Origin of the sequence: Streptomyces calvus, from assembly GCF_006782915.1 — a bacterium.
GTDB lineage: Bacteria > Actinomycetota > Actinomycetes > Streptomycetales > Streptomycetaceae > Streptomyces > Streptomyces calvus.
Genome location: NZ_VCNP01000044.1, coordinates 145,700 through 168,085 on the forward strand (window position 1 = coordinate 145,700; position 22,386 = coordinate 168,085).

General features: G+C 71.6%; 23 protein-coding genes. 17 read left to right on the forward strand and 6 right to left on the reverse strand.

Features of this window, described 5'->3' with window-relative positions; all coding sequences use genetic code 11:
- Window positions 1-17: 17 nt before the first annotated feature.
- Complete coding sequence (locus FGW31_RS21595) at window positions 18-2,429, reverse strand: transglycosylase domain-containing protein (protein ID WP_142195113.1); 2,412 nt, start codon at window positions 2,427-2,429, stop codon at window positions 18-20.
- A 321-nt stretch (window positions 2,430-2,750) separates the two neighbouring features.
- Between FGW31_RS21595 and FGW31_RS21600 the strand changes: the two genes are divergently transcribed.
- From FGW31_RS21600 to FGW31_RS21615, 4 genes are all read left to right on the forward strand, one after another.
- The gene (locus FGW31_RS21600; RefSeq protein WP_142195114.1) at window positions 2,751-3,551 is read left to right on the forward strand and encodes an ABC transporter permease; all 801 of its coding nucleotides are present in this window, start codon (window positions 2,751-2,753) and stop codon (window positions 3,549-3,551) included.
- On the forward strand, window positions 3,544-4,365 hold the full coding sequence (locus tag FGW31_RS21605; protein ID WP_142195115.1) for an ABC transporter permease: 822 nt from the start codon (window positions 3,544-3,546) through the stop codon (window positions 4,363-4,365). The genes FGW31_RS21600 and FGW31_RS21605 overlap by 8 nt, the downstream gene beginning before the upstream one ends.
- A gap of 33 nt (window positions 4,366-4,398) precedes the next feature.
- Window positions 4,399-5,388: an ABC transporter ATP-binding protein gene (locus tag FGW31_RS21610; protein ID WP_142195116.1), complete on the forward strand. Its 990-nt coding sequence runs from the start codon at window positions 4,399-4,401 to the stop codon at window positions 5,386-5,388.
- A gap of 79 nt (window positions 5,389-5,467) precedes the next feature.
- Window positions 5,468-6,271, forward strand: coding sequence for a DUF1707 SHOCT-like domain-containing protein (locus tag FGW31_RS21615; RefSeq protein WP_142195117.1), 804 nt, complete (start codon window positions 5,468-5,470; stop codon window positions 6,269-6,271).
- A gap of 199 nt (window positions 6,272-6,470) precedes the next feature.
- On the opposite strand, the gene FGW31_RS21620 is transcribed toward FGW31_RS21615, so the two are convergent.
- Window positions 6,471-7,838 (reverse strand): SGNH/GDSL hydrolase family protein, encoded by a 1,368-nt coding sequence (locus FGW31_RS21620; protein WP_142195118.1) that lies wholly within the window; start codon window positions 7,836-7,838, stop codon window positions 6,471-6,473.
- 330 nt (window positions 7,839-8,168) lie between these two features.
- Here FGW31_RS21620 and FGW31_RS21625 point away from each other — a divergent pair, with 330 nt between their 5' ends.
- Window positions 8,169-9,515, forward strand: coding sequence for a DUF445 domain-containing protein (locus FGW31_RS21625; RefSeq protein ID WP_142195119.1), 1,347 nt, complete (start codon window positions 8,169-8,171; stop codon window positions 9,513-9,515).
- A gap of 53 nt (window positions 9,516-9,568) precedes the next feature.
- Entirely contained in the window at window positions 9,569-11,098 is a 1,530-nt protein-coding gene (locus FGW31_RS21630) for an MFS transporter (RefSeq protein ID WP_142195120.1), read from the forward strand.
- A gap of 391 nt (window positions 11,099-11,489) precedes the next feature.
- Here FGW31_RS21630 and FGW31_RS21635 read toward each other — a convergent pair whose 3' ends face one another.
- Window positions 11,490-11,792, reverse strand: a complete 303-nt coding sequence (locus FGW31_RS21635) for a hypothetical protein (RefSeq protein WP_142195121.1) — start codon at window positions 11,790-11,792, stop codon at window positions 11,490-11,492.
- Between the two features lie 213 nt (window positions 11,793-12,005).
- Here FGW31_RS21635 and FGW31_RS21640 point away from each other — a divergent pair, with 213 nt between their 5' ends.
- The 5 genes from FGW31_RS21640 to FGW31_RS21660 all read left to right on the forward strand — a co-directional run bounded on the left by FGW31_RS21640 (window position 12,006) and on the right by FGW31_RS21660 (window position 15,023).
- A complete protein-coding gene (locus tag FGW31_RS21640) occupies window positions 12,006-12,428 on the forward strand; it encodes an Hsp20/alpha crystallin family protein (RefSeq protein ID WP_182674762.1) in 423 nt (140 codons plus the stop codon).
- A gap of 333 nt (window positions 12,429-12,761) precedes the next feature.
- Window positions 12,762-13,205, forward strand: coding sequence for a DUF2267 domain-containing protein (locus FGW31_RS21645; protein WP_142195179.1), 444 nt, complete (start codon window positions 12,762-12,764; stop codon window positions 13,203-13,205).
- Between the two features lie 235 nt (window positions 13,206-13,440).
- The gene (locus FGW31_RS21650) at window positions 13,441-13,821 is read left to right on the forward strand and encodes a VOC family protein (protein ID WP_142195123.1); all 381 of its coding nucleotides are present in this window, start codon (window positions 13,441-13,443) and stop codon (window positions 13,819-13,821) included.
- A 57-nt stretch (window positions 13,822-13,878) separates the two neighbouring features.
- Window positions 13,879-14,460, forward strand: a complete 582-nt coding sequence (locus tag FGW31_RS21655; protein ID WP_142195124.1) for a sugar O-acetyltransferase — start codon at window positions 13,879-13,881, stop codon at window positions 14,458-14,460.
- A gap of 14 nt (window positions 14,461-14,474) precedes the next feature.
- A complete protein-coding gene (locus FGW31_RS21660) occupies window positions 14,475-15,023 on the forward strand; it encodes a TetR/AcrR family transcriptional regulator (protein WP_142195125.1) in 549 nt (182 codons plus the stop codon).
- A gap of 29 nt (window positions 15,024-15,052) precedes the next feature.
- Here the strand turns inward: FGW31_RS21660 and FGW31_RS21665 are convergent, their stop codons facing one another.
- The gene (locus FGW31_RS21665) at window positions 15,053-15,826 is read right to left on the reverse strand and encodes a hypothetical protein (RefSeq protein ID WP_142195126.1); all 774 of its coding nucleotides are present in this window, start codon (window positions 15,824-15,826) and stop codon (window positions 15,053-15,055) included.
- Between the two features lie 305 nt (window positions 15,827-16,131).
- On the opposite strand from FGW31_RS21665, the gene FGW31_RS21670 reads away from it, so the two are divergent.
- Window positions 16,132-16,422, forward strand: a complete 291-nt coding sequence (locus FGW31_RS21670; protein ID WP_142195127.1) for a hypothetical protein — start codon at window positions 16,132-16,134, stop codon at window positions 16,420-16,422.
- Between the two features lie 164 nt (window positions 16,423-16,586).
- On the forward strand, window positions 16,587-17,189 hold the full coding sequence (locus FGW31_RS21675; RefSeq protein WP_142195128.1) for a GNAT family N-acetyltransferase: 603 nt from the start codon (window positions 16,587-16,589) through the stop codon (window positions 17,187-17,189).
- A gap of 78 nt (window positions 17,190-17,267) precedes the next feature.
- Here FGW31_RS21675 and FGW31_RS21680 read toward each other — a convergent pair whose 3' ends face one another.
- Window positions 17,268-17,822, reverse strand: coding sequence for a GNAT family N-acetyltransferase (locus tag FGW31_RS21680; protein WP_142195129.1), 555 nt, complete (start codon window positions 17,820-17,822; stop codon window positions 17,268-17,270).
- Window positions 17,819-19,081 carry a hypothetical protein gene (locus tag FGW31_RS21685; RefSeq protein ID WP_142195130.1) on the reverse strand — a complete coding sequence of 421 codons (1,263 nt, stop codon included), beginning with the start codon at window positions 19,079-19,081 and terminating at the stop codon, window positions 17,819-17,821. Before FGW31_RS21685 ends, FGW31_RS21680 begins: the two co-directional genes overlap by 4 nt.
- A 393-nt stretch (window positions 19,082-19,474) precedes the next feature.
- Here FGW31_RS21685 and FGW31_RS21690 point away from each other — a divergent pair, with 393 nt between their 5' ends.
- The 4 genes from FGW31_RS21690 to tgmC all read left to right on the forward strand — a co-directional run bounded on the left by FGW31_RS21690 (window position 19,475) and on the right by tgmC (window position 22,377).
- Entirely contained in the window at window positions 19,475-19,807 is a 333-nt protein-coding gene (locus FGW31_RS21690) for a hypothetical protein (RefSeq protein WP_142195131.1), read from the forward strand.
- Window positions 19,808-19,980: 173 nt separating this feature from the next.
- Entirely contained in the window at window positions 19,981-20,247 is a 267-nt protein-coding gene (tgmA, locus tag FGW31_RS21695; RefSeq protein ID WP_142195132.1) for a putative ATP-grasp-modified RiPP, read from the forward strand.
- 5 nt (window positions 20,248-20,252) lie between these two features.
- Window positions 20,253-21,221, forward strand: coding sequence for an ATP-grasp ribosomal peptide maturase (gene tgmB / locus FGW31_RS21700; protein ID WP_142195133.1), 969 nt, complete (start codon window positions 20,253-20,255; stop codon window positions 21,219-21,221).
- On the forward strand, window positions 21,214-22,377 hold the full coding sequence (gene tgmC, locus FGW31_RS21705; protein ID WP_142195180.1) for an ATP-grasp peptide maturase system methyltransferase: 1,164 nt from the start codon (window positions 21,214-21,216) through the stop codon (window positions 22,375-22,377). Before tgmB ends, tgmC begins: the two co-directional genes overlap by 8 nt.
- Window positions 22,378-22,386: the final 9 nt, after the last annotated feature.

Genomic DNA, 22,386 nt, shown 5'->3' on the forward strand with positions numbered 1-22,386 from the left:
GAGTGGGTGGTCGCGGGTCATCGGTCCCTGCGGTGGTGCGGGGTGAGCGCGTCGGTCAGGCCGTTCCGGCCGCGTGCGTCGTCCCCGTTGGCGTCGTCGCCGTCGCCGCGGCCTCCGCCCTGGCCGTTGCCGCGGCCGGTGGTGTCGTCGGTCGTCCCGTCGCCGTTGCCTTCGCCGCTCGTGCCGCCGGTGCCGTCCGTGCCGCCGTCGTCGCCCGTTCGGCCCTCGTCCCCGTCGCCGTCCCCGGTGCGGCCGCTGTCCGTGCGGGTGCCGGTGCCGTCGGGGGTGCGGCCGCCGGTGTCCTCGTCGTCCGGTGCGGTGCCGTCCTCGTCGCCGGGGTCGTCGGAGGAGGACGAGGAGGACGAGGAGGAGGGGGCGTCGGAGGGCGGCTGGGTCTGCCAGGCGCCGGGCTGGAGGCGCAGGTCGAAGGAGCGGGCGGGCTGCCCGCGCAGGGCCTCGCGGGTGTACTGGCCCCAGATCTCCGCAGGGGCGCCGCCGCCGTTGATGCGGGGCAGGCCCATGGCGCCGTAGAGCGACTTGTGGCCGGCGGTGACCGGGTCCTGGCCCATGACGGCGACGACGGTGGCGAGGTCGGGGGTGTAGCCGGCGAACCAGGCGGCGGTGTCCTCCTCGGCGGTGCCGGTCTTCCCGGCGGCGGGGCGGCCGGCGCTCTGGGCGGCGGTGGCGGTGCCGTTCTCCACGACGCCGCGCAGGACGGCGGTGGTGGTGTCGGCGGCCTGGCGGCTGACGGCCTGGCGGGTGCGGCGCTCGGGCAGGGCGATTGTCTCGGTGCCCCTGGTGACCTTCTCGATCATGGTGTAAGCGGCGTGCCTGCCGTGGTTGGCGAGGGTGGCGTACGCCTCCGCCATGTCGAGGACGCTGGCGGTGGCCACGCCGAGGGCGATGGACGGGCCGGCGTCGTCCAGGCTGGGGGTGTCCTCGGACAGGCCGAGGTCGACGGCGGTCTGCCGGACCCGGTCGGGGCCGACGTCGACGGCCATCTGCGCGTACACGGCGTTGACGGACTTGTCGGTGGCCTCGCGCACGGTGATGTCGCCGTAGTCGCGGTGGTCCTCGTTCTCGGGGGCGTAGCGGCCGCCCCAGCCCTGGACGGGGCGTTCGCTGGTGCCGTCGTAGACGGTGTTCGGGGTGATGCGGCGGCCGTCCTGGGTGCGGGAGTCGTGCTCGACGGCCGCGGTGAACACGAACGGTTTGAAGGAGGAGCCGACCTGGAAGTCCCGGCGGGGGGCGTTGGGGGTGTACTGCTTGACGTAGTCGATGCCGTTGTACATGGCGACGACCTTGCCGGTCTTCGGGTCGACGGAGGCGCCGCCGGCGCGGACGTAGGTGTCGACCTTGCGGTTCTCGCGGTCGAGCCGGTCCATGAGGTTGTCGTTGACGGCGTCGACGAAGGCGTCCTGCTTGTCCTTGTGCAGGGTGGTGGTGATGCGGTAGCCGCCGGCGTCGAGGGCGGCCTCGTCCACGATGCCGTGCTGGACCAGGTGGTTCTTGACGATGTTGACGATGTAGCCGCGCTGGCCGGACAGGCCGGTGGGCAGGGTCGTCCGCCGGGGCGTCGGGAAGGTGAGGGCGGCGCGTTCGCCGGCGTCGAGCCAGCCCTCGTCGACCATGCCGTCCAGGACGTAGTTCCAGCGGCGTTCGACGGCGTCGCGGTTCTCCGGGTGGGTGATGACGTCGTACTTGCTGGGGGCGTTGACGAGGGCGGCGAGGTAGGCGGCGCGGCCGGCGTCGAGTTCGGCGGCGTCGATGCCGTAGTAGGCGTGGGCGGCGGCCTGGATGCCGTAGGCGCCGCGGCCGAAGAAGCTGGTGTTGAGGTAGCCCTCGAGGATCTGGTCCTTGCTCTGCTCGCGGTCGAGCTTGATGGAGATGAAGAACTCCTTCACCTTGCGGGTGACGGTCTGCTCCTGGCGGAGGTAGTAGTTCTTCACGTACTGCTGGGTGATGGTGGAGCCGGACTGCTTGCCCTTGCCGGTGGCGGTGTTCCAGGCGGCGCGGAGCATGGCCTGCGGGTCGATGGCGGACTCGGTGTAGAAGTCGCGGTCCTCGGCGGCCAGGACGGCGTGCCGGGCGGCCAGGGAGATCCGGTCGAGGGTGACGTTCTCGCGGTTGACCTCGCCGTCGCGGGCGATGACGGAGCCGTCGGCGTAGAGGTAGACGTTGGACTGCTGGGTGGCGAGGGCGTTGGCGGCGGGGATCTGCACGAGGTGGTAACCGAGGAAGAAGCCGCCGACGACGAGCAGGGCGGCGATGAGGAGGCCGCCGAGCGCGGTCCGCCAGGTGGGGAGCAGGCGGCGCCGTCCGGTGCGCCGGGGTGTGCCTCCCGCCGTGCCGCGGGAGGCGTCGGCCGTCGGGGGCCGTCTCGGTGCCCAGCCCTGGCCGGGCTGCTGCCGCTGCGGCTCGTCGCTCATGGTGCACGGACTCCTGTTCCGCCTCGTTCGTGTGGTTGGGCCCTGTACGCCGTGTGTGTTCCGCTTCAGGAAGACTGTGAAGACTGTCGCATCCGGTGGCCCGTTTCCCCGGCGGCGGCGCGCCTCGCGCACCCGTCCGGCTTCTCCTCCTGCGCGGGCTCGGTGAGGCGCTCGGGTACGGCGGTGGCGTCGGAGATGCGGGGCAGTCGGCGCGACGGGCGGGCGCGGCGTGGCCCGGCGGGGTGAAAATGCGTGGCCGTCGGCCGGTCGCGCGCACTAGGCTCCTGCGCTTCGGTGCCTTCGGCGGAGGAGGGTGCGGGCGTGGGCTCGGCGCGGTTGTACCTGGCCGTCGCGGTGGGGGGTTTCCGGCGGTACGCGTCGTACCGGGCGGCCACCGCGGCCGGGGTGTTCACCAACACCGTGTTCGGGTTGATCCTGGTGTACACGTATCTGGCGCTGTGGGAGGAGAGGCCGGGGCTCGGCGGTTACGACCAGGCGCAGGCGGTCACGTACGTGTGGCTGGGGCAGTGCCTGTACGCGACGCTGGCCATTCAGGGCGGGGGCGCGGAGAAGGACCTGATGGACCGTATCCGCACCGGTGAGATCGCCGTGGACCTGTACCGGCCGGCCGATCTGCAGCTGTGGTGGCTGGCGGGTGACGTGGGGCGGGCGCTGTTCCAGATGGTGGGGCGGGGCGTGGTGCCGTTCCTGGTGGGCTGGTTGTTCTTCCCGATGGCCTTGCCCGGGGAGGCGGGCCTGTGGGCGGCGTTCGCGGTGACGCTGCTGCTGGCGGCGGTGGTGAGTTTCGCGATCCGCTATCTGGCGGCCCTGAGCGTGTTCTGGCTGATGGACGGCATGGGTGTCAGTCAGGTCCTGATGATCCTGGGGGTGTTCTGCTCGGGCATGGTGCTGCCGCTGAACGCCTTTCCCGGCGCGTTCGGTGACGTCGTGCGGTGGCTGCCGTGGGCGGCGCAGATCCAGGTGCCGGCGGATGTGCTGATGGGGGAGACCGCCGTGCCGGGGGCGTTCGCGTTCCAGGCGGGGTGGGCGGTGGTGCTGCTCGGGCTGGGGCGGCTGGTGCAGTCGGCGGCGACGCGTCGGGTGGTGGTGCAGGGTGGGTGAGCGCGGTGTGCTCGTCGAGGGGGTGCGGGCGTACGGGCTGATCGCGGGGATGTGGCTGCGGGCCGGTATGACCTACCGTGCGTCGTTCGCCGCGACGCTGGTCGGCAACCTGGTGATGACGGGCCTGGACTTCGTGGCGATCCTGCTGATGTTCTCGCAGGTCGACTCGTTGGGCGGCTGGTCGCTGCCGGAGGTGGCGCTGCTGTACGGGCTGTCCGTGACGTCGTTCGGGATCGCCGATCTGGTGCTGGGCTCGATGGACGTGCTGGGTGCGCGGATGCGGGACGGTTCGTTCGACACGCTGCTGGTGCGTCCCGCGCCGGTGCTCGCACAGGTCGGCGCGGACCGGTTCGCGCCGCGCCGGCTGGGCCGGATCGTGCAGGGTGCGGTGGTGCTGGGCTGGGCGCTGGTGTCGGTGGACGTCGACTGGAGCGTGCCGAAGGTGCTGCTGGTGCCGGTGATGGTGGTCAGTGGTGCGGCGATCTTCTCGGCGGTGTTCGTGGCGGGCGCGGCGTTCCAGATCTTCGCGCAGGACGCCGCGGAGGTGCAGAACGCGTTCACGTACGGCGGGACGACGCTGTTGCAGTATCCGCCGAGCGTGTTCGGCAAGGACCTGGTGCGCGGTGCGACGTTCCTGGTGCCGCTCGCCTTCGTCAACTGGGTGCCGGTCTGCCATCTGCTGGGGCGGCCGTACCCGGTCGGTCTGCCGCCGTGGGTGTCGTTCGCGTCGCCGCTGGTGGCGGTCGCGTGCTGTGTGCCGGCGGGGCTGGCGTGGCGGGCGGCGCTCAGGGCGTACCGGAGCACGGGGAGTTAGCGGGCGGTGGACACGAATGGACGCGTGGGTGCGGTGGATCCCTTCATTGAACTGGACGGTGTGGAGAAGGTCTTCGAGGTGCGCCGGAAGACCGGGTTCATGCGGCGGGAGCGGCACCGGGTGCGGGCCGTCGACTCGATCTCGTTCGCGGTGGCGCGCGGTGAGATGGTCGGCTACATCGGCCCGAACGGTGCCGGCAAGTCGACGACGATCAAGATGCTGACCGGGATCCTCACGCCGAGCGCCGGCCGGCTGCGGGTGGCCGGGATCGAGCCGTCCCGTGAGCGGACGCGGCTGGCGCACCGGATCGGGGTGGTGTTCGGGCAGCGTACGACGCTGTGGTGGGACCTGCCGCTGATCGACTCCTACCGGCTGATGCACCGCATGTACCGCATCCCGGACGCGCGGTACCGCGAGAACCTGGACCGGCTGGTCGAACTCCTGGAGCTGGGCAGTCTGCTGGACGTGCCGGTGCGCCAGCTGTCGCTGGGGCAGCGGATGCGCGGGGACATCGTGGCGGCGCTGCTGCACGACCCGGAGGTGCTGTACCTCGACGAGCCGACGATCGGGCTGGACGTCGTCTCCAAGGCGAAGGTGCGGGAGTTCCTGCGGCAGTTGAACGCCGAGCGCGCCACGACGGTGCTGCTGACCACGCACGACCTGCAGGACATCGAGCAGTTGTGTTCGCGGGTGATGGTCATCGACCACGGCCGGCTGGTGTACGACGGTGCGCTCGCGGGACTGCACGAGTCGGGGGAGAGCGAACGGACGCTGGTGGTGGACCTGGCGCGGGAGCTGCCGCCGATCGACGCGCCGCCGCCGGCCCGGGTGGTGCGGGTGGAGGGGCCGCGGCAGTGGCTGGCGTTCCCGGCGTCGGAGTCGGCGGCGGGGCTGGTGGCGCGGATCGCGGCGGAGTACCCGCTGGTGGACCTGTCGGTGCGGGAGCCGGACATCGAGGCGGTGATCGCGAAGATGCTGCACGGCGACAGCCACGGCAAGGAAGTGGGGCGTCCGGTTCCGTAGGGCGGGAATCGGGTCGTGCCGCGGTGGTGGCGGCGGCTCTCGTAGCCGTGCGGCGAGGACAACTCGTAGGCTGCTGGGTATGACCGACGACGCAGCCGTGCCGGACCTCCGCGCCTCCGACGCCGACCGTGAACGGGTCGCCGAGATCCTCCGGGACGCCCTCGCGGAGGGCCGCCTCGACATGGAGGAGTTCGAGGAGCGGCTGGACGCGACGTACGCGGCACGGACGTACGGGGACCTGGCGCCGATCACCCGGGATCTGCCGGACCGGGGCGCGGCGGTGGCGCCGGCGGTGTCGCTGACCAAGGAGCCGGCGCCGGGCGGCGACTGGGCGGGCCGGATCGTCGGCGGCGACTCGGGGACGTCCTCGTGGGGCGTGGCCGTGATGTCGGGCTTCCAGCGCAAGGGGCAGTGGACGGCGCCGCGGCGCTTCAACTGCTTCGCCTTCTGGGGCGGCGGCGAGATCGACCTGCGGGAGGCGTACTTCGCGGACCGGGAGATCGTCATCAACGCCGTCGCGATCATGGGCGGGGTGGAGATCATCGTGCCGCCCGGCGTCGAGGTGGTGGTGCGCGGTGTCGGCATCATGGGCGGCTTCGACCACCGCGAGGACGGTGTGCCGGGTGAGCCCGGCGGCCCGCGCGTGATCGTCACGGGCCTGGCCTTCTGGGGCGGCGTGGGCGTCCAGCGCAAGCTGCCGCGCTCGGAGAAGCAGCGGCTGCGCGAGGAGCGCCGCCGCCAGAAGCTGGAGCGCAAGGAGAGCCGCCGCCGGGAGCTGGAGGGCTCCCGCCACAACCTGCACGACCCGCTGGGCCTGCACCTGCACGACCGCCGCGGCCGCCGCGAGGAGAGCGGGGAGCGCGGCCGGGACGGCGACCGCTGAGCGCAAGCCGGGACTTCCGGGCCGCACGGCCCGGAAGCGGGGGCTCCACTGTGGGGCCCGAAACTCCCGGGCCGCAGGGCCCGGAAAGCGGGGGCTCCGCTGTGGGGGCGGGCCGTCCCGGAGCCGTAAGGGCGGGAGCGCGGTGGTCGCGGGGCCCGCGCCGGGCGCAGCCGGGGCCGCCCGGGGCGACAGGGGTGGGTTACAGCTCGGCCGGGGCTCCGCCTTCGAGGCTGTCCAGGTCGAAGGCCTCCGCCATCCTCGTGTAGCCCTTGTCGCTGGGGTGGAGGTGGTCGCCGGAGTCGTAGTCCGGGCGGAAGCGGCGCGGGTCGTACGGGTCGCGCAGCGCCTTGTCGAAGTCGGCGACGGCGTCGAAGACGCGCCCCGCGCGGATCTCCTCGTTGATCCGCTGCCGTACGGCCTCGCGCGCGTCGGTGTAGCCGCGGTGGCCGCCGAACGGCATCAGGGTCGCGCCGACGACCTTCAGCCCGCGCGCGTGCGCCCGTTCGACCAGGGTGTTCAGGCCCGCCAGGATGCGGTCGGGGTCGGCGGTGCCGGGATGGCGCAGGATGTCGTTGATGCCGAGGACCACGACGACGACCTTGACGTTGGTGCGGCCGAGGACGTCCCGGCCGAAACGGTTCAGCCCGCTGGGGTTCTCGGCGGGCCGGCCGAGGCCGTCGGCGAGGATCTGGTTGCCGCTGATGCCCTCGTTGACGACGCTGTAGCGGCGTACGTCCCGCCCGGCCGCGAGCGCCGCGCGCAGCCGGTCGGACAGCACGTCCGGCCAGCGGTTGTTGGCGCCGACGGTGGAGGTGATCCCGTCGGTCAGCGAGTCGCCGAGGACGACGACCGTGCCGTCGGCCTCGTTGCTCAGCACGTCCAGCGCGGTCACGTACCGCCAGAAGGTGCTCCGCTCGGTGTACGCCGCCCCGCTCGCGTCCCGCGTGTGCTCGCCGTCGGCGACGTACGAGATCTGGCGCGCGTGCGGGTGGTAGGTGACCGGGCCGGAGGCGGTCGGGGAGTACGTGGTGACCAGGACGTCCCCGTCGTGCGGGACGGCGAGGCGCACGACGTCGCTCGTCACCTGCCCGCCGGCCGGGACGACGACCGTCGGACTGCCCGTGAAGGTGAGCCGGCGCACGGTCTCGGCGAGCGCCTCCGCCGTGCCCGGTGCGGCGGAGACGGCGATCGAGGCGTGGGTGACCGTCAGCGGGGACTGGCCGTAGAGGTTGGACAGCGTGACGCGGGCGCCGGTGCCGCCGGCGCTGGTGTGGACGACGTTGCGCACCGAGCGGCCGGCGAGCCCCGTCAGCTCCGTGCCGGGCTCGCCGCCGACCGGGGCGGTGGCCCAGGAGGAGACCCAGGTGCCGGTGGACGCGGGCGCGGCCGGACCGTTCCGCTCGCCGTGGCCGCCGGCGAGGGTGTCGCGGTGCGTCGTACCGTCGTCGGCCGCCACACCGACGTAGATGGTTGCGGAAACCGCCACGATCGCGGCGACGATCGCGGCGAGCAGGGCGCGCTGCCTGGCGGGCGGCACCGACGTGTCCCCGTCACGACCCCGGGTCATGCTGTTCTGTTCTCCTCGGGAGACGGGAGCCCGAGGCTCCGATCCGACGACCCCATGATGTGTCATGGGGGTGGGGAAGGTGTCATGGGGGTGGGGAGACCGGCGGCCCCCGGGACCTGCCGGGTGACGCCGTGGGCTCCCCGGGTGACGCCGTGGGCTGCCCGGATGGCCGTGGCCCCCGAACCCCCGGGAACCCCCGAACCCCTGGGTGATCCCCCGGACGTCCCCCGGACATTTCCCCTCCCGGACAGACGCCGGGAACTCCTGTCCCGTTCCAGTAGTCGGTCAGGAAGGGACAATGTGTGAGGGATCACCGAACGGGTGGAGCGGATGGAACGGACGAAAGTGGCAGAAACCGGAGACCGGGACGCCGAAGGGCAGCATGCCCACACCGGCGCCTTCTCGAACCGTGCGATGACCACCTTCAGTCCCGCGGACGAGGAGAAGCGGCGCGGTGTGCGCCGGATGAAGCTCACCGCCACCGGACTGCTGCTGTTCGTCGCCGTCGTCTACGTCCTCACCAAGTGGGCCTCCCACCAGGGCGCCGGCCCCTGGGCGGGCTATGTCGCCGCGGCGGCCGAAGCCGGCATGGTCGGCGCGCTCGCCGACTGGTTCGCCGTCACCGCCCTCTTCCGCCGTCCCCTCGGCCTGCCCATCCCGCACACCGCGATCATCCCCACCAAGAAGGACCAGCTCGGCGTCTCCCTCGGCGAGTTCGTCGGTGAGAACTTCCTCTCCGAGGACGTCGTACGGCTGCGGCTGCGCGCCGTCGGCATCGGCAGCCGGCTCGGCGCCTGGCTCGCCGTGCCCGAACACGCCGACCGGGTCACCGCCGAGCTGTCGGCGGCCCTGCGCGGCGCGCTGACCGTGCTGCGCGACTCCGACGTCCAGGCGGTGGTCGGCGAGGCCATCACCCGCCGCGCCGACGCCCAGGAGATCGCGCCCGGCATGGGCAAGATGCTGGAGAAGATCGTCGCCGACGGCGGTCACAAGCGCGCCGTCGACCTGATCGTCACCCGCGCCCACGACTGGCTGGTGCTGCACGGCGACTCCGTGATGGACGCCGTGCAGGGCGGAGCGCCGGGCTGGACCCCGAGGTTCGTGGACCGCAAGGTCGGCGAGCGCGTCTACCGGGAACTGCTGCGCTTCGTCACCGAGATGCGCGACATGCCCGCCCACCCCGCGCGCGGCGCCCTCGACCGGTTCCTCACCGACTTCGCCTCCGACCTCCAGTCCGACACCGACACCCGCGCCCGGATCGAACGCCTCAAGGGCGACATCCTCGGCCGCGACGAGGTGCAGGACCTGATCGCCTCCGCCTGGACCGCCGTACGATCCATGATCGTCTCCGCGGCGGAGGACGAGCGCAGCGAACTGCGGCTGCGCGTGCGGGCGTCGCTGCTGTCGCTGGGCGCGCGCATGGCGGCCGACCCCAAGGTGCAGGGCAAGGTGGACGGCTGGGTGGAGGGCGCCGCGGTGTACGTCGTCACCACCTACCGCAAGGAGATCACCTCGCTGATCACGGACACGGTGGCGAGCTGGGACGCCGAGCACACCACGAAGAAGATCGAGGCCAACATCGGCCGCGACCTGCAGTTCATCCGCATCAACGGCACCGTCGTCGGCTCGCTGGCCGGCCTGCTGATCTACACGCTGTCGCGGGCGCTGGGGGCGTAACGCCCCGACGGCGGGGCACTCGGCGTGGGTTCGCCTCACCTGGGAGGGTGCCCATGACCACCGCGCAGTCCGAGACCGGCCGTACCGTCACCACCGGCATTCCCGCCCGCCTGGACCGCCTGCCGTGGTCCCGCTGGCACTGGAGCGTCGTGATCGGCCTCGGGACCGTGTGGATCCTCGACGGCCTGGAAGTCACGGTCGTCGGCAACATCGCCGCCCGGCTGTCCGAGCCCGGCAGCGGACTGCCCATCACCTCCGGCCAGGTCACCGGCATCGCCGCCGCCCTCTACGTGGCCGGCGCCTGCGCCGGCGCCCTGTTCTGGGGCCGCCTGACGGACATCTGGGGGCGGAAAAAACTCTTCATGATCACCCTGGCGGTGTACCTCGGTGCGACCGCCCTCACCGCGATCGCCTTCGACACCTGGTGGTTCCTGCTGTTCCGCTTCCTCACCGGCTTCGGCATCGGCGGCGAGTACGCGGCCATCAACTCCGCGATCGACGAGCTGATCCCGGCGAAGTACCGGGGCCGCGTCGACCTGATCATCAACGGCAGCTTCTGGCTGGGCGCGGTCGGCGGCTCCCTGCTGTCGATCGTCGCGCTGGACACGGACCTGTTCCCGGCGGACGTCGGCTGGCGGCTGACCTTCGCCCTCGGCGCCGTGCTCGCCCTGGTCATCCTCCTCGTGCGGCGGCACGTCCCGGAGAGCCCGCGCTGGCTGCTGATCCACGGCCGCCACGAGGAGGCCGAACGCATCGTCGGCGGCATCGAACGGCGCGTCGAGGCCGAGAAGGGCGAGCCGCTGCCGCACGCCCGGGGCGAACTGACGATCCGTCAGCGCAAGAGCGTGACGTTCACGGAGATCGCCCGCACCGTCTTCGCCAGGTACCGCAGGCGGTCCGTACTCGGCTTCTCCCTCTTCATCGGCCAGGCGTTCCTGTACAACGCCATCACCTTCGGCTTCGGCGCCATCCTGACGACGTTCTTCGACGTCCCGTCCGGCAGCACCGGCTACTACTTCGCCGTCATCGCGCTGGGCAACTTCCTCGGCCCGCTGCTGCTCGGCGCGCTCTTCGACACGGTCGGCCGCCGCGTGATGATCTCCGGCACGTATCTGCTCTCCGGTCTGCTGCTGTTCGGCACGGCCTGGCTGTTCGACCGGGGCTCGCTGAGCGCGGCGACGCTCACGGCCTGCTGGTGCGCGGTGCTGTTCTTCGCCTCGGCGGGCGCCTCCAGCGCCTACCTGACGGTCTCCGAGGTCTTCCCCATGGAGACCCGCGCGATGTCCATCGCCTTCTTCTACGCCCTCGGCACCGCCGCCGGCGGCATCAGCGGCCCCCTGCTGTTCGCCGACCTCACCGGCACCGGCGAAGTCGGCGACACCGTCCTCGCCTTCCAGGTCGGCGCCGGGCTGATGTGCGCGGCGGGCCTGGTGGCCGCGTTCCTCGCGGTGAAGGCGGAACGCCGGTCCCTGGAGGACATCGCCCAGCCCCTCACCGCCGTCCCGCCCCGGCCGACGACGGCCGACCCGGCCCGCACGGGCGCCGCCGCCGGGCCGGAAGCGGGACCGGGGGCGCCGGCGTAGCGCGGGCGGCGGCGTTGCGCGGGCGGCGGCGTTGTGAGAGGGACGGCGTGACCGGCCGGGCGCCGGCGCGGGTTCGGCCCGGCGGGGCCGACTCACCGGCGCCGGTCGGCGATCCGCCGCAGGTCACCCACGCCCGGTCGGACGGCCGCAGTTCAGCCGCGCCGGTCGGCGACCCGCCGCAGGTCACCCACGCCCGGTCGGACGGTACGCAGTTCACCCGCTCCGGTCGGCGACCCGCCGCGGCTCATGCTCGCCGGTCGGACGGCCGCAGTTCAGCCGCGCCGGTCGGCGGCCCGCCGCGGCTCGCCCACCCCCGGTCGGATGCCGCATTCACCCCAGCCGGTCGGTGACCCGCCGCAGGTCACCCATGCCCGGTCGGGCGGTACGCAGTTCACCCGCGCCGGTCGGCGACCGCCCACGACGCCAGGGCCACGGCCCCGGCCGCGCCGAACACGGCGGGCCAGGCTCCCACCTTCTTGGCCAGCGGGTGCGACCCGGCGAAGGCGGCGACGTACGCCACCGACAGCGCTCCGGCCGCCGCACCTCCCGCCCGCTCCCGCCACTGCCGTGCGGCGGTGGCCCCGGCGGCGGCGAGGACGACGCCGCCCAGCTGCCGCTTGCGGGTCCAGCGGGCCACGCCGTACCCCCCGACGAGGCCGCTTGCGGCCACCACCGAACTGGGAACCTTCGCCATGTCTGCCTGCCTTCCACCACGACGCCCGAGAGGGCGTCCTCTCACTGGTTCCCGAGGCTAACCCCCGGTCCGGGACCGCCCCTCGCGGGGGCGTGAAGCCGAAGGCCGACCCGAGTTGAGTCCGCGCTTGTCAAGTTTCCTCCTCCGAGCTATATAAGAAGACGGAAGTGAGGGCATCGCACAGATGACACCCGAAGAGAGGAGTGGACTGTGATGCTCATGCGTACCGACCCGTTCCGCGAATTCGACCGACTCGCGCAGCAGGTCTTCGGCTCCACCGCCCGTCCTTCGATGATGCCGATGGACGCCTACCGGGCAGGCGACGACTTCATCGTCCACTTCGACCTCCCCGGCATCGACCCGGAGACCATCGAGCTGGACGTCGAGCGCAACGTCCTCAACGTGCGCGCCGAGCGCCGCTCCCCGGCCCCCGAGGACGCCGAGCTGGTGGTCGCCGAACGTCCCACCGGCGCCTTCACCCGTCAGCTCTTCCTCGGCGAGACCCTGGACACCGAACGCATCGACGCGTCCTACGACGCCGGCGTCCTGACCCTGCGCATTCCGGTGGCCGAACAGGCCAAGCCGCGCCGTATCCAGATCACCGGCGGCGACAGGCCCAGGCAGATCAGCGGCTGACGGCGCGACCAGCCCACAGCACCCACGCGACGCGTCCCGCGGACACCGGCCGTTCCTCCCCCCGGCCCCCGCGGGACGCGCCCTCGCGCCCCGGCGAAGCCCGGAGAAGCCCGGCGATGCCCGGAGGAGCCCGGCGCAGCCCGGACAAGCCCCGGAGAAGGAGAGGAGCCGCTCATGAGCACGCTGACCACGCCGATCGCACAGCCCGCACGGACCGCACAGCCCGCGCACCCCGCACGGACCGTGCCGAGCACCCCGAGCACGCCGAGCACGCCGAGCACGCCGAGTGCGCCGGCCGCCTCGCGCACGCCCGCGTCCCCGGGCGCGGACGCGGTGATCCCGGCACCGGTCCCGGCCCGCGACCACCGCGTCCGCGACGACGGCTGGCACCGACTCGTCGACGCGGTACGGGAGTCCGGCCAGTACCGGACCAGGGCGGAGGCGGAGAGCGTCACCCGGATCGTCCTCTCCGCCCTCGGCGGCCACGTCGTCGGCGACGAACGGGTCGACCTGGCCCGCGCCTTGCCCGAGGAGGCGGCGAGAGTGGTCGCGTCGCAGATCCCGGCGACCCGCAGGCTGACGGCGGCGGAGTTCGTCGACTCCGTGGCGCCCCGCATCGAGGGCGCGACGCCGGCCACGGCCCGCTGGGACGTCAGCTCGGTCCTGAGCGTGCTGCCCGACCTGGTGGGCGACGCCCTGGTGACCAGGATCCTGGCCCAACTCCCCGCGGGCTACGCCCTCCTGTTCGGCCGGGCGGAACTGACCACGGCGGAGTGACCACCCGGGGACCCGACCGCCGGACCGCTCGGCCGGTCCGCCGCCCGGGTCCCCGGAAATCCATTCGCCCCGCACCCTCCCGACACGGCAAGCTGCCAGGTCGACCCCGACCGTCGGCGGCCGGACCTCCGGCCCCGACGACCGGGCAGCCGACCGCCCGGCCCCGCCGGTCGTCGGCCGGCACCCGGCCCCGACGACCGGCGGCCGACACCTGGACCTCGCCCCGGGAGGGCAGTTGAACCACCACCCCGTCATCCGCCACGTCACCTTCGACTGCACCGGCGACCCCTACGACCTCGCCCTGTTCTGGAGCGAGATGCTCGGCAACCCGCTCGCCGACGACGACAAGCCGGGCGACCCGGAGGCCCTGATCGAGGACCCGGCGGGCGGCCCGGGCCTGCTGTTCGTCCGGGTGGAGGAGGGCAAGACCGCCAAGAACCGCCTCCACTTCGACCTGCGGCCCAGGGGCCGCACCCGCGCGGAGGAGGTGGCCCGCGCCCTCGCCCTCGGCGCCCGCCGACTCGCCGACCACACCCGCCCCGACGGCGGCGGCTGGGTCACCCTGGCCGACCCGGAAGGGAACGAATTCTGCATCGAGCGCGGCGACCTGGACTGAGCCCGCCGCCTCGCGCCGCACTGCACACCGGCCCGCCCCGAGCGTACGATCGTACGCATGGCGACGGACTACTTCGCGGACGACCCGCGCACCAACCTCGAACGCATGCTCGCCGGTGATCTCTACATCGCCGACGATCCGGAGATCGCCCGCCGGCTGCGGCACGCCATGCAGCTGACGGCCCGCTACCAGGCCGCGTACCTCGAGGACCCCGACGAGGCCCGGTCGATCCTCACCGAGCTGCTCGCCTCGGCCGGTGAGGACATCGACGTCCGCCCGCCCCTGTACGTCGACTACGGCAGCAACATCAGCATCGGCGCCCGTACCTTCGTCAACTACCACCTGACCGCGCTGGACGTCGCACGCATCACCATCGGCGAGGACTGCCAGATCGGCCCGAACGTCCAACTCCTCACGCCCACCCACCCGGTGGAGCCGGGGCCGCGCCGCGACAAGCTGGAGGCCGCCCTGCCGATCACCATCGGCGACAACGTGTGGCTCGGCGGCGGCGCCATCGTGTGCCCCGGGGTGACCATCGGCGACAACTCCGTCATCGGTGCCGGCGCGGTCGTCACCAAGGACGTTCCCGCGAACGTCGTGGCCGTCGGCAACCCGGCCCGCCCGGTCCGTACGCTCTGATCCCGGAAACCGCCATGGCCACCGGACACACCGACCCGCACCGCCGCGCACGCATCCTCGCCGCCACGCTCGACCTCATCGTGGAGGAGGGCGTGGCCGGCGTCTCCCACCGCAAGATCGCCGCGCGGGCGCAGGTGCCCCTGGGCTCGATGACGTACCACTTCAGCGGCATCGACGACCTGCTGCGCGAGGCGTTCACCGGCCACGCCGACCACTTCGTGGCCCTCTTCGAGCAGCACCTCGGCGAAGCCTCCACTGCGGACGAGGCCCGGGAAGCGGTCACCGACCTCATCCACACGCTCTCCGAGGGCCCCGGCCGCGACCTGGTCCTCACCCAGGAGCTCTACACGCTGGCCGCCCGCCACGAGCCGTACCGTGTCCTGTGCCGGACGTGGATGCGCCGCAGCCGTGAACTTTTGGAGCAGCACTTCTCCGCGCGCACGGCCCGCCAGCTCGACGCCCTGATCGAGGGCCTGACCCTGCACCGTGCGCTCGACGACGCCCCGCCCGACCGTGAGCTGACCCGCGAGGCGGTGGCCCGCATCACCGGCGCGGTGCCGTAGCGCGACACCGTGGCGCGGCGGCGTCCGGTTCAGCGGCCGGTGTCACGGGGCGGCGGGAACTCCCGTACGAGGTCTCCGCCGCGCGGCTCGTAGCACGACATGCCGACGTTCCACCCGAACCCGTTGAGCAGCGTGTGCAGTTCCTCCCACCGCTGCGGTTCCACCTGCCCGGCGAAGCGGATCAGCTGCGGGTCGGACAGGGTGCTGAGCCGGGCCCAGTCGGTGGAGAAGGCGAGCTCTCCGCGGAAGCGGTCGTCGGGCCGGGAGTCCCAGCCGGCCGCGGCCAGGGTCTCGGCGACCTCGCCGAGCGACGGCGTGGACGTGCCCTCGCGGGCGTCGACGTCCAGGTACACGCCGCCGTAGACGTTGGGGAGGCCGTCCAGTTTCCGCCGCAGCCAGTTGGGGACGTGCTCCTCGGCGCGCGGGAAGTACTGCAGGTCCTGGGCGTAGTGCTCGGGCGTGAAGGAGACGGCGTCCGGCTCGCCGTCGTAGTCGTAGTCGACCGAGTAGCGGTCCGGGACCAGCGTGTACGCCAGTGTGAACCAGGTGCCGAGGTCCTCGTGGTACATGCCCGCGCGCAGCCGCCGGCACAGGTCGTCGATGCCCTTCGGGATGCCGGCGGCGGTGAGGCAGGCGCCGTCCGCGTCCACGACCGCCAGGGACGCCATCGAGCCGCTGGAGACCAGATCCGACCAGCGCAGTGTCGCCCTTGCCCACCCCTCGGGCAGCCCGGCGGTGAGTATGTCGCCGATCTCGGCGCAGGTCTCGGCCTGCTCGGTGGGATCCAGGGGAGTGGTCGGCACGGTGTTCACCTTTCCTCGGTTCTGATCGTCGACGGTCTCCTCACCCGCCTGCTTCCGACGTCCTCCGCCGGGTTCGTCGAGCGGGTTCCGCGGCCGAGCCCGTCGGCCGCGGGGGACTCACCCCGACCGGACGCCTCGCCCGGGGCTCCGGTTGCGGCGGCCCGGTGAAGCCTTCGTGGGAAACCTTCGCGGCGGAGCCGGGCCCCGGCCCCACCCACGCCTCAACTCCACCGACCCCGCGCATACTTGTGGCCCACGCGAGCCCACGCCGCCGCGCCGGAACACGAGACCCTCGAGGAGCCCCGATGAACGCCGCCCGTCACGGCCGACGCAGGTCCACCCTGACGCCCCGCGGATGGCTCGTGCTCGCGGCGTCGGTCGGATCGATCGGGATCTCCTTCGCGGCCGTGTGGGCCACCGTGCCGGACCCGGGCCCCTCCGCCGAAGCGGGCGTGCAGCGCCGGACGATGACACCCGAGGAGATCCGCGCGTACTGGACGCCGGAGCGGGTGAAGGCGGCCACGCCCGCCGAGATGCCGGTCGCCCCGGCGGAATGCTCCGACTGGCGCTGGTTCCTGCACGCACGCTGCTGGTGACCGAACGCACGACCGCCCACCCGGACGCCGCGCCCTGGCCAACGCACCCGTCCGGCCCCCCCCGGTTACCGACCTCGCCTCCCGGTGACGACGACCCCTGCGCCCCACCCGACGCACCCGCCCCGCCCGTCGGCGGGCATCCCGCTCGGTACAGAATGACCCGTATGCCGATAACGAGCACTCCGCAGCCGGCAACGATCGAGGACGCCTCCCTGATCAGCCGCACCCTGGCCCGCGCCTTCGACGACGACCCGATGATGCGCTGGTTCTTCACCGCCGACGCCTCGCGCGAGGCGTCGCTGGGCCGCTACTTCACCACCCTCTTCACCCGGCAGTACCTCCACAACGCCGTGTGTGAGCGCACGGAGGCCGCGGCCGCCTTCTGGGTGCCGCCAGAGGCTCAGGCCAAGGCCGTCCCCGACGCCGGGACCATCCAGGAACTCCAGAACATCCTCGGCGACCGGGCCCCCGTCTTCGGGGCGGCCGTCGAAGCGGCGGCCCGGCACACCCCGCAGGAACCGCACTGGTACCTGGCGGTCATCGGCGCCGACCCGGCCGCCCGCGGCCAGGGCCACGGAGCCGCCCTGCTCCGCTCCGGCCTGGCCAAGGCCGACGCGGCGGGCCTGCCCGCCTACCTCGAATCCTCCAAGCCGTCCAACCTGCCCTTCTACGAGCACTTCGGCTTCACGGTCCGCGCCGAACTGCGCCTGCCGGACGGCGGCCCGATCCTGTGGCAGATGTGGCGGGAGCCCGACCAGGCGCGGTGACCCGCGGGCGGCGAGTAAGACCGAGCACCCTCAGGGCCGTACCGCCGGCCGCGACCCGGCGGGCGAAGACCTCCATGCTCAACGGAGAGCCAGCAACATCACGTCGTGAACATCCGCGCCGTTCCAGGGCCGGGTCTCGCCGACCTTCTCGTACCCCCAGGCGCGATACGCGGCCACAGCCGCAGTGCTGTCCGGGTGCACGTTCAGCAGTACCCGCTCGGCGCCCGTACTGTCGAGCAGCACGTCGTGCAGGCGCCGAGCCACCCCCTGCCTACGCCATGGGACGCGAACGGCCAACTCCATGAGGCCGAAGGTGCGGTGCCCGTCCTCCCGGCGCATGTCCTCGGACACAGGCTGGATTAGCCCTTGCCACCAGCCGGTGTTCGGCCCGAGCGGATACCCGTAGGCCATGCCGACGGGCTCACCGTCACCGGTGCGCGCCAGCGTGGCGCGGAAGGCCTCGTTGCGGGCTTGGGAAGGAAAGCGCCGAAAGGCAGCCGCCACCTCCTCGGCCGTTTCCTCGTACGGCGGCTCCGCGAACGCCTCTGCGTAGACACTCTTGAACGCGTCGACCGCCTCCATGGCGCCGCCCCCGTCCATGCGCTCCAGTGTGATGCCCTCCTGGCCTGTCATGCAGTGCTCCCTCGTACAGTCGCGCGGAGACGCTCATCGCATGCGCGCGCAACACCGGTGTCGATCGGCGCAACGGCCCGCTGGAATTCCCGCATTCTTGCCATCAAACGCGGGGAGGCGATCCCGTCGGCGGCGTCCAGTACTGCGTTCATCTCCGCGCATGCCTCATCGATCTCCCGCGCTTCGAGGAGGACACATGCGAGTTTCAGGCGGTAGGAGGCGCTGTTACGGGCGAGGTCGGCATCGATGCTGCGCACAGCGGCGCGCAGAAAGGGCAATGCGCGCTTGGGCTGTCCCGCGTGCACGTACATGTCTGCCGTCGCGTAGTCGATCTCGTACGGCCCGGCGAACCGCGCCCATTTCGGCACATAGGTGTCCGTGTCGCCACGTCCTTGATGGCTGATGGCCCGACTCAGAGCGCGGCGGGCACCCGGAAAATCCCGGGCATGTGTCGCAACGTTGGCGTCCCGCAACGCGATCACCAGATGCACGGTGGATCCCGCACCCGCGTGTGTGGCCAGGCGATGAGCCTGTTCCACGGCGCTCGCCGCCTCCCACGCCCGGCCGGCCTTGACGGCGAGAAGCACAAGGGTCTCCAGTGCGGAGATCTGAAGCATGGGGTCATCGATGAGTTGGGCTGCTCCCATGGCCTCCATGCAGAAGGCTCGGCCCTGATCGATTCGTCCGCCGTCATATCCGTACCAGGCCCTGTGTCCGTGCATCTCGGCGAGCATGGTGTGCAACTCGCGACCGGTGCGGCTCGTGTAGGACGCGGATTCGAGGGCGTGCGTGATGGACCTTTCGATGCGAAGCGCCTGCGCCGTGGCCGGGACGCTCCCCAGCATGTGGTCCGTCCGATAGAGACCGTCGAGCTCGGCCCGAAGTCGAGCGATGTCGGAGGCCCCGATGCGTGGGCCCGGGCGGGCCGGCACAAGGGCTGTGGCGGCGAGTGTCCCGACATCGGCAACGAACGTTCTGCGTTTCACCTTCTCAGGGTCGCTGATCGGAGCCGAAACCGTCAGTCGGTGTCGGGGGACCTCGAACCCCATCTCGTTCAGCGGCACACCGAACAGTGCCTCCAGTACGGTCTGCTGACTCGGGTGAGGCAGGGGCGGCGGTGTTTCCCGCTCCCAACGTCGTAACTGGCGCACACTCAGGGAGGCGTCGACAGCGAGGCGTGAGGCTTCCTTGGCGAATGCGGTAACGAAGGATTCCTGCGTGTATCCGGCTGCCTGCCGTAACCGCACCAACTCAGCCATCGCTTCCCCCGAGTCCGCACCGCTGTTGTGGATCGTCCCTACGGTAGCGATCTCGTGTCCTGGCAACTGCCGAAACGTCCGCCCAAACGTCCGGTCGTCCGTTGCCCGTCGGCCCCGATCAGACGGTGAACTGGTTCCGCACGGATCAGCACCACCGGAACCGGGAAAGCCGCTCGCTCAACGCTGCCGGGTATTCGTACCTGTTCAACAGTGGGTGCCTGCGCTGCCACGGGCCACCGAGCCGACGGGGTCACGGGGACGCGAGACACCGGTGATTCGAACGGCCTCCCCTGTACGGCGGTGCGTCCGTCCGGTCAGCAATGCAGAAGACGCTGCGCCTGAGAACCGGCGACCAGGCAACAGGCGCGCCCGGACCCGAAAAGGGAGTCACCCTTGGAGATCACAACCGAACAGGCCGACGTGCCGGCCCTCGACCGCGCGCACGTCCTCGCCGTGGTGGGGCGAATCACGTCACCCCGGCTGGAAGTCCCGCCGCTGACCGACACCCTGGAGCGCATGGACACCGTCGCCGGAATGCTCCGGGCACTCGTCGACCACACGCGAGGAGACCAACGGGAGGCCGTGCGCGTGATGCGGCGCCTGTCCAACCGGCTTCTCGACGCGCCGCCGCACGCCGACGCCACCCCTTTCACCGCCTGGCAGCACCTCGTGAACCTTGCCCGGTGCACGGAGGCCTTCATCGACGTCGAGCGGCGGACCGCATGAGAGACGACTGTCCGGACTGCGCGGCCTACCGAGGGGAGCGCGCGAGGCAGATCCGAACCGGCAGGGGCGACTTGGGAGACCTTCTCACGCGCCTTGCGCTGCACGAGTCCACCACTCACCGCGACCCCCGCCTCCAACCACCATCCACTCGACCCAACGCCGAGAGGGCACCCATGGCCACGAACACCACCCGCGACTACCTCACGCCCGTACGTCCCTGGGGGATCGGCCGCCTGCGCCCGTACCCCACCACGGTGGAGCTGCGGTTCACCACGGTCGCCATCGACCCCGTGTCGCAGACCGGTGTCTTCCGAGACCACTCGGGTCAGGTGATCGAGATGGGAAAGCACGGCACCAGTTCCGGCACCGAGACCTGCACGGCGACGAACCTCGATTCGCAACCCGACCAGGGCCACGACCAGGACAGCCAGAGGGACTGACGACCGTGGTCGAGAGGAACACCGTGCTCGTGGTAACCGAGGCCAACGACGTCACCGCCGACATGGTGATCGCCCGCCTCAACCGGCTGGGGGCACGAGTGGTTCGCTTCAATCCAGCCGACATGGGTACGGGCCTGACCGTTGCGGCGCGTTTCGGTACTTGCCCGGCCCCGGAGACCGGACAGCTCCGGACCTCATCGAGGGCGGTACGTCTGGAAGAGATCCGAGCCGTGTACTGGCGCCGTCCCGTCTGGCCCGCCTTCGCCTCGCTGCCCGACGCCGACGCCCGATTCGCCGCCGCGCAGGTGCGCTACGGCCTGGGCGGCACCCTCTACTCCCTGCGAGGCTGCCTCTGGGTCAACCACCCCTTGAAAAACGCCGCCGCCGACTACAAGCCGGCGCAGCTGGCGCTGGCCCGCCGCGTGGGCCTGAAGGTGCCACCGACTCTCGTGACGAACGATCCGGAAGAGGCGCGGCGGTTCATCCGCGAGCACGGGCAGGTCATCCACAAGACGTTGCGCTGGACCCCGTACGAGCGAAACGGAGTCGCCTTGACCTCATGGGCGGAACCGGTCGGTGTCGAGGATCTGGACGACACCGTACGTGTGGTGCCTCACCTGTTCCAGGCCCAGGTGGACAAGACAGCCGACCTCAGGGTTCTGGTGGTCGGCCGCCGAGTATTCACCGTGCGAATTGACTCCGATCTCCTCGACTGGCGTCAGGACTACAGGGCTCTCACCTATCGTGTCGTCGACCTGCCCGGCCGCCTGGAAAAACAACTGCTCGCCTTTCTGGATCATTTCGGTCTGGTCTCGGGCTCGTTCGATCTTGCCCTGGACCGTGACGGTAATCCCAACTGGCTGGAGTTGAATCCCAATGGTCAGTGGGGATGGCTGGAGGAGAAGACAGGTTTGGGGATGTCCGCTGCTCTTGCCGACCTGCTCATCACGGGAGAGGGCGATGCCGATGTCTGAAAGTGCCCTGCACCGGCGCGCGTTGGCCGGACGGCTGAAGGCGGAGGGCGCACTGACCAGCCCGGAGCTGAGCGCTGCTGTCGAAGCCGTCCCGCGTGAGTTGTTCCTTCACCCCGGCGTGTTCCTCCCCGGCGAAGGAGGGAACTGGCGCCCGGTGACAGCACTCGGCACAACGCCGAAGGACTGGTTGGACATCGTCTACGCCGATCAGTCGCTCGCCACCCAACTGGACGGCCACTTGACTGCCGACCGGACCCCTGAGCCGGTGGCCGGTGTGCCCACATCCTCGTCGACCAGGCCCATGACCGTCGTCGGCATGATCGAGGAGGCCGAGCCGAGTGTCGGCCACACAGTGTTGGAGATCGGAACCGGCACCGGCTATTCCACCGCCTTGCTGTGTCACCTGCTCGGCGAGGACAACGTCACCACCATCGAAGTGGACCACGAGGTCGCCGGCCGGGCGGACGCGGCTCTCGAAGAAGCAGGGTTCAGCACGTGGACACTGGTCGGTGACGGCCTGGTGGGGCACCCTGCTCGCGCCCCTTACGACCGGGTGATCGCCACATGCGCCGTACGCCGCATCCCGTACACCTGGGTCAGGCAGACCAGGCCCGGTGGGATCGTCCTCACGACGATCGGCTCGTGGCCGTACGGCACGGGCCTGGCGAAGGTCACCGTCAACGAGGACGGCACTGCGGAAGGCAGGATTGTCGGCCCTTCCTCGTTCATGCAGGCCCGCTCACAGGCCCGCAGACCGCCGGACGGAGACCTGTCGGCCCGCACGGCCTACGTCGACACCGAGCGCCTCGCCGAACTGCCACCCACCCTCCTGGAGGAGTGGATGCCTGCCTTCCTCACCCAGCTTGCGCTACCACGTGCTCAGTTCGTCCGTGCCCGGAGCAGCGACGGTTCGCGACTGCTGTACCTGTTCGACGAGGAACGGGAGTCGTTCGCGGCCTTCACCGAGAACGCGGCCGGCTGGACGGTCGGCCAGGGGGGACCAGTCGCGCTGTGGGACGTGGTCGAGCGGAACCTCGCGGACTGGTATGCCGCAGGTCGCCCGGACATCGGCAGCCTGCGGCTGCGTGTCACCGAGCGGGCGCACGAGTACTGGATCGAGGACACGCAACTCGCATGGAGCCACTGTCTTGCCTGAAGGCGCAGG